We start from the raw sequence: 7165 nt of genomic DNA on the forward strand, positions 1-7165 counted from the left end.
TCTTCTTTGCTACACATTTACTCATGAAATACCTTTTTGCGTTTTTGCTTTTTGGCCTTATGTTTTCCGCAGATGCCCAGATAATTGTAAAGGGCCAGGTGCTGGACACGAAAACCAGAAGACCATTGGAGGCCGCCGTGCTCAGCCTCACTAACGGACAAAGCATAGCCGTAACCGATGCAGCCGGGAGATTCTCTGTGGAGTTGCCCAGTGCGGTAGATAGTCTGATTGTATCCCGTTCCCTAACCCATAAAACCTTAAAAATAGCCTTGCGCAGGCAGGAACTGGTGGTACTGCTGGAGCCATTGGCCGTAAATCTGCAGGAAGTGGTGGTGACAGGCTATGAAACCCGCAGACCTTTGCTTCAAACTGCCGGTGCCATAGGGTTGCTTTCTACCCGAGAGTTAGAGCGTTTCCCGCAGACCACACTGGTACCAGCGCTTAACACCTTGCCTGGGGTGCGCATGGAGGAAAGGGCCACCGCCAGCTACCGGATCTCCATTAGGGGAAGCAGCCTGCGGGCGCCATACGGAGTGCGGAACGTAAAGATGTACCTGAATGAGATTCCGCTGTTAGAGGCCAACGGAACCATTCCTTTGAACACGCTAGATGCCGCTACCATTGGCAACGTTGAAGTGATAAAAGGCCCCGCGGGAAGCGTGTACGGAGCCGGCACGGGTGGCACTATTCTGCTGGAAACGGTAAAGCCTGAGGAAAGCAGTGTGATGGCAGGCGGCTTGGTGGGTTCTTATGGATTGCGCCGTTATACCGCTGCCGCCAGTGTGGCCAGTGAAAAATCAAACCTGCTGCTGCGCTACGACAATCAGACGTTAGATGGCTACCGTGAACAAAGTGCCATGGACAGAAAAACCTTGTTGCTATCAGGGCAGTTCACGCCAACAGAGAAGCAGAGCCTCTCCTTCCATGCCTTGTATTCTGATTTGTTTTATGAACTGCCTGGCGCGCTCACCCATGAGCAGTTTGAAGCGAACCCGCGGGCGGCAAGGCAACTAAACAAAGACCAAAATGCCACACTCCACGTGGAAGGACTGAACCTGGGCCTGGTGCATAATTACCAGTTCAACGAACGCTGGAGCAACACCACCTCTTTGTTCGGGAACTTCAGTTTTCTGGATCACCCTTTCGTGACCGATTATGAACGGAACCTGAACCAGAGTTTTGGCGGCCGTACCCGCACCACTTATCGTACCGATCTGGCAGGTTTGCCCATGCGCTTTACGGTAGGGGCAGAGGGGCATCAGCGGTTTGTAAATGCCCGGCAGTACGTGAACAATGCCGGTACTCCCGGTGCTTTAAATATTGATGATGAAGTAACCATCAAAGAAGGGTTCATTTTTGGGCAGGCCGAAGTAGACTTGCCAGCCAATTTCCTGCTGACGCTGGGTGCCAGTCTGAATAGTTTGCGTTATGAGATAGCCCGAGTTTCTGATGCCGCTACCAATCCAAACTTTAAGCAGAATCGCAGCATTGACGCGCAATTTTCGCCTCGGGTGGGACTGGTGAAGGTGGTATCGCCCACTTTGTCAGTACACACCAGTGTGAGCGCAGGATTCTCTCCGCCAACCGAGGCAGAAATCAGACCTTCAGATGGCAGCATTAATACAGATCTGCAGCCGGAGCGAGGTTTGAATTATGAAGTGGGCTTGCGCGGAAATCTGTTGAACCAGCGTTTTACCTATGATTTAGTGGGGTTCTGGTTTACCCTGGAGGAAACAATCGTGAGCCGCACCACTTCTTCAGGAGTGGCGGTATTTGATAATGCCGGCGAAACAAAGCAGCAAGGGGTAGAGCTGGCGCTAGGATACGCTATTGTGCAGAAGCCGGAGCAGCCGCTGAGTTTACTGAAAGTTTGGGGCGCTTATACCTATAATCGTTTCCTGTTTCAGGAGTATCGGCAAAACGAGAATGATTTCACAGGTAACCGCCTCCCGGGCACCGCGCCTCATGTAGCTGTTGCAGGTTTAGATGTAGATACCAAGCCAGGCTTTTACCTCAATGCCACCGCTAACTATTCAGATGAAATTCCGCTGAACAACCAGAACACCGTGTACGCTGACGCTTACTTTATTGTGGGAGCCCGCTCTGGGTTCCGGCGTACTTTTCAGGGGAAGTGGCATGTAGATGTGTACGGCGGAATAGACAATGCCACTGACCGAGTGTATAGCTTGGGCAATGATTTAAATGGCTTCGGGAACCGATACTTTCAGGCTGCGCCCGCCCGTAATTTCTACGCAGGGGTTCAACTGAGGAAAAGCTTTTAAGTGTTTTAGCCTTACTTTCTGAAAAACAGCCCCAAAACGTTCAGGTTCAAAACGACATTCGCTGCCCTGTAGCATTAGGCATGTGGAGTAGGCGCATGTGTTCAATTCAACAGATTGAAGAGTTTAAACCTATTCAGGTAATGAAATTAAAAACAGATTGGATGAAGTGGATACTGGGCGAAAGGGAGGTGTTGATCTCGACGAGAAAAGAGAGAGATGAATTAAGATCAGACCCAAGTGGGCAGGCAGATGTTTACGTTTTTTGTTGAAGAACAAATTCTCGTTCACCCGATACATGCTGGTACAAAGCCTGCACAAAGCCTGATTCTGGATGTACCCAATACGTGACTTTTACCTTGCCTATAGGGCTCTCATCTAAAGCAATCATTTTACGGCACTTAGAGTATTTGCTTTTGCCGATTTTCAGATCTTCGGCGCCAACGTAGGTGAGCACCCGCCTAATAGAGTAGGAAGGGCCAGGATGTAACGTGCCAGCGGTTAAACCTTTGACCAGCTGATTCTTCTCCTTGCCCTCCTCCATCATCCAGTCAACTTCTAACGGAAGGGTATAGGAAGTGAAGTCATGCTGGTAAATAGATGGAAATGCCAGGGTGTACGCATGTTCATCGGCGGTGAGTTGAGCTGGTATTTGCTCCGGAATGCTGTCAGTTGACCAATGTCCTGCCAACGAAAGGCTGTAGTAGGTATGCTCCTGCTCTTCTTCATAATCTGTGGCGGATGAGTCCTTCACAAAAAGAGTGACCGTATCGGTAGAGAATATTGTGCCGCTGGAATCTTTGGCCGTTAACAGGTATGGGTAATTTTTGCCTGGTTTAAACAGGTATAAAGAATCTTCTTGTTCTGTTTCGGGGCTACTCCCGCAGGCTGAAAGCAACAGCAACATGCACAGGGCAAGCTGCGGCAATAAAGAGTTGTGGCGTAGTATGTGCGCTATATTTTTTATCAAAAATGCAGGATTCAAAATCAGAGAAGCTAGACTTGCAGAGAGTTACAAGTTCGGCTTAAAATAAGTGAAAAGAGGGCAGTTTCAAAACCGACTCTTTGTTGCCATAGGCCTTGAGGCTTACGTAAAAGGGTAGTCATTTTGTTGCCTAAATTGTTTTAATACCTGTTTTCACAGAAGTTTATTTGCCCTGCATTGTTGAAAGGGCATTCTTGCTTTACCTGAAGTAGAAAGAACTAGAGATGCATTAACTCAGCAGCAGAAGGTAGATGCTCTTGATGCGGTACAAAAGTTTCAATTTTCCTAAAACCACCTTGCTTAAGAAATCTTCTAAAATCTTTTTTAGCTGGGTTTGCTGTCAGCTCCTCTTTCAGCTTGTTCACAAGCTCAAGCTGTTGGAGATGGGCTGAATCATTTGAGATGTTACGAGTAGTGCCAGTTATGAAGAGTGAAAAATAAAAAAGGCGTTTTCGGGCTGATTTCCCGAAAACGCCTTTAAAACGGATACGCTGATAATACCAGCTGCTCCTGATTGAGCTTAGTTAAACACGCGGCCGTTTACTTTCTTAGCCTTGCGGTTGTTTTTAGATTTAGTTTTAGAATCTGCTTCTACCGGAGCAGCCGGAGTTTCTACCTTGGCTACAATTGGAGCACCGTCTGGGTCAAGCTCCACTACTTCATAACCCAATTTTTCCAACTTTGGTTTGATAGAAGCTTTGTCGCCTACCAGCATAATGCTCATGTTGTCAACCGGCAGATACTTTTTGGCAAGGGCGTTGATTTCCTCTTTGGTGATGTTCTGCAGAATCTCGTTCTGCTTGGCCACATAGTCAGGCTCCAGGTTGTAGCGCAGCATGTTGTTCAGGAACGATGCTTTCTGAAACGAGGTCTCATAACGGCGGGCATCTGACTGCCCGATGGCGCTTTTCATAAAGGCCAGCTCCTCGTCGGTGATTCCATCTTCTCTGAAACGCTTGATCTCTTTCATAAACTCAATCACTGATAAATCAGAGGCATCGGAACGGACGCCGGCAGAGGCGGTGAATGGACCAACTTCCTCAGTACCGGAGAAGCCGGAGCGGGCGCCGTAGGTGTAGCCTTTGTCTTCGCGCAGGTTCAGATTAATTCGGCTGTTAAAAGCTCCGCCCAACACGTAGTTCATCAAAGAGGCTTTGTAGTATTCGCCGGTGGCATCATACGGCAAGGCCATGTAGCCTATGCGTATTTCAGACTGGGCCGCTTTCTCTTTGTCTACAATAAAGATTTTGGTTTTGTCGATGCCTTTAATTTTGGCAACGGCAGGCATGTTCACCGGCTTAGGCGCCCACTTGTTCAAGAACGCCAGCTTCGGCATAATCTGCTGCTGCTCCACGTCGCCTACTATCACCAAGTTGGTCACGCTTGGAGAGAAGTAGTTCTGATAGAATTTCTTCACGTCATCCAAAGAAATATTCTCTACCGTTTTCACCGTTCCAATGTCCGGAATGGCCTGAATGTGGCCTTCGCCATAAAGCATTTTGCTGTACACGTTGTTGGCCACCACCGTAGGTTGTGTGCTTTGGTTGGCAATAGCCTCAATACGCTGCTTTTTCAGGCGGTCGAAATCATCTTGGGAGAACTTAGGCTTAAACATGCGCTCCTCCAATAGAGCTAGAGTAGCATCCAGGTTTTTAACCGGACTTTGCACTGATACGGTCATGCTCTCAGAGCCACTGCCAAAAGATACAGAGGCACCTAATTTCTCCAGCTGCGCACTAATTTCCTCAGAAGTGTATTTTTCAGAATCTTCATTGAGCATGGCCGCCGTCAGAGAAGCGAGACCGGCCTTAGAAGGGTCATGTGCCTCCAGTTTGTGTCCGCCTTGTAAGGTGAACAGCATGGTAACGGTTGGCACCTCGTCGTTTTTGGTACCAATCACTTTTATGCCGTTGGCCAGGTTCTGCTTCCAGAACGGAGGAACGGTAATGGTAGGGTTAGGGCCTGCAGCCGGTTTTTTACTACGGTCAAAGTTGTCTTGCGCTTTTACATATTTCAGTCCGGCGTACTGATCAGTAGGGGCTTTGTAGCCAGATTTGTCAACGGTGTAATTGTCTTTAGCGGCCACCATTTCAGGCTTGCCCTTCGGTACCACGCTCAAGACAACGGCTTTTTTTCCTTTGATGTACTGGTTGTACACTCTCTTGACATCGTCTTTGGTTACGGCCTGAATGGCTTTTAGCTCCTTGCTCAGATAGTTAGGATTACCCGTGAAGGTCTGGTAAGCAGCCAACGTTGAAGTTTTACCACTCACGCTGGACATACGGTTGATAAAGCTGGCCTCAGCAGACGCCTTAAATCGCTCCAGGTCTTCATCGGTCACGCCTTTCTTCTCAAACTCGGCTAACGCATTGCGCAGTTCTTTCTCCATTTCGGCCAGTGTCTGGTTCGGGAAGGTGCGGGCCATAAGGGTGAATTCACCTGCCAATTCAGAGGTAGAATGGTAAGAGCCGGCTTGGTTGGCTTTCTGGGTTTTTACCAGGTTCTGGTAGATGATGGAGGTTCTGCCACCGCCAATTATACGAGATAATACATCCAACGCGGCCTCGTCTGGGTGATACGCTGGTACGGTGGGCAGGGTCATCTGCACCATCGGGAAGCGGATGTTGTCTTCGTAAGAAATGTAGCGGTCTTGGGTAAGCACCGGAGCCGGCAGCTTCATGTCTTTCACCTCAGGTCCGCGCGGAATAGAGCCGAAGTATTTTTCAGCCAGTTTCACCACTTGCTCAGGCGTGACGTCTCCGCCTACGGTTAAGGTGGCGTTGTTTGGTCCGTACCAGCGCAGGAAGAAGTTCTTCAGGTCGTTTACGTCCACGCGGTTCAGGTCTTCAATATACCCGATGGTGGTCCAAGAATACGGGTGACCGTACGGATAAAGAGCGGCGCTTACTTTTTCATAGACTAAGCCGTAAGGGGCGTTGTCGTACCGCTGTCCGCGCTCGTTTTTCACGGTTTCGCGCTGCACCTCAAATTTCTGTTGGGTTACGGCATCCAGCAGGAAGCCCATACGGTCAGCCTCCAGCCACAGCGCCGTCTCCAGCTGGTTTGAAGGCACAGTCTCGAAGTAGTTGGTTCTATCGCGGTTGGTGGTTCCGTTCAATGTACCGCCCGACTCTGACACAATCTTGAAGTGCTCCTCGTCGGCCACGTTGTCTGAGCCCTGGAACATCATGTGCTCAAAAAAGTGCGCGAAGCCAGATTTGCCTACCTCTTCACGGGCGGAGCCTACATGGTAGGTCACGTCAACGTGCACAATAGGGTCAGAATGGTCTTCGTGCACCACCACGGTAAGGCCGTTGGGCAGCACGTATTTCTCGTACGGAATGACTAGCTCGCCATTCTTGCGGGTCACTTTTTCTACCAGTTGTGTTTTGTTAGCCTGTGCCTTGGTAGCAGTGGCTGTTTTTTTTGTTGGTGCTGCCTTTTTCTGGGCCTGTACTTCCGCTTGTGAAAACATTGCGGCGGCCAGCAAGAAAGCCATGGTGCTCTTCTTTGACATATTGTGGTTTGTTTAGTTTGAGGAAAAGAGGGTTGCTCTGTTTAGAAACGGGTTAAGAATCCTACTTCCTATTCAAAAGTAGTCTGTTAACCTGAGTCAGAAGTTCTAACTGCTACTAGTAAAGTTATCAGAAATAAAAATACAACAAAAAGGCTAACGTTTGTTTATTTTTCTTAAAGTATTGAAAATCTTTCTGTTGAATGCTTTGATGTTCGTCTTTTAGGCGAGGTTTTCTTAAAACAGCCCGAAAACAGAAATGGTTCTGGCAAAATCAAAGGTGCCACGAAGCGGCTAGGATTACTCCTCATTTTACCCTTCTCCCTCAGGGATAAAGGAAAAGGCCTATTGCGAATTTAACCTGTTTTCTGAAAAAACAGGTTAAAA

General features: G+C 48.6%; 4 protein-coding genes. 1 reads left to right on the forward strand and 3 read right to left on the reverse strand.

Annotated elements, in window-relative coordinates; genetic code table 11:
- Positions 1 to 23: 23 nt before the first annotated feature.
- Positions 24 to 2282, forward strand: coding sequence for a TonB-dependent receptor (locus tag A8O23_RS15520; RefSeq protein ID WP_066622996.1), 2259 nt, complete (start codon positions 24 to 26; stop codon positions 2280 to 2282).
- 253 nt (positions 2283 to 2535) lie between these two features.
- Here A8O23_RS15520 and A8O23_RS15525 read toward each other — a convergent pair whose 3' ends face one another.
- The 3 genes from A8O23_RS15525 to A8O23_RS15530 all read right to left on the reverse strand — a co-directional run bounded on the left by A8O23_RS15525 (position 2536) and on the right by A8O23_RS15530 (position 6781).
- A complete protein-coding gene (locus A8O23_RS15525; RefSeq protein ID WP_153042234.1) occupies positions 2536 to 3249 on the reverse strand; it encodes a hypothetical protein in 714 nt (237 codons plus the stop codon).
- A 233-nt stretch (positions 3250 to 3482) separates the two neighbouring features.
- On the reverse strand, positions 3483 to 3629 hold the full coding sequence (locus A8O23_RS21635; protein ID WP_161486752.1) for a hypothetical protein: 147 nt from the start codon (positions 3627 to 3629) through the stop codon (positions 3483 to 3485).
- A gap of 155 nt (positions 3630 to 3784) precedes the next feature.
- Positions 3785 to 6781: a M16 family metallopeptidase gene (locus A8O23_RS15530; RefSeq protein ID WP_082883098.1), complete on the reverse strand. Its 2997-nt coding sequence runs from the start codon at positions 6779 to 6781 to the stop codon at positions 3785 to 3787.
- Positions 6782 to 7165: the final 384 nt, after the last annotated feature.

Origin of the sequence: Rufibacter roseus, from assembly GCF_001647285.1 — a bacterium.
Classification (GTDB): Bacteria; Bacteroidota; Bacteroidia; order Cytophagales; family Hymenobacteraceae; genus Nibribacter; species Nibribacter roseus.

Bases quoted from the DNA above. Each gene is read 5' to 3' on its own strand.
- A8O23_RS15530 (WP_082883098.1), bottom strand. From the start codon at position 6,781: ATGTCAAAGAAGAGCACCATGGCTTTCTTGCTGGCCGCCGCAATGTTT.
- A8O23_RS15520 (WP_066622996.1), top strand. From the start codon at position 24: ATGAAATACCTTTTTGCGTTTTTGCTTTTTGGCCTTATGTTTTCCGCA.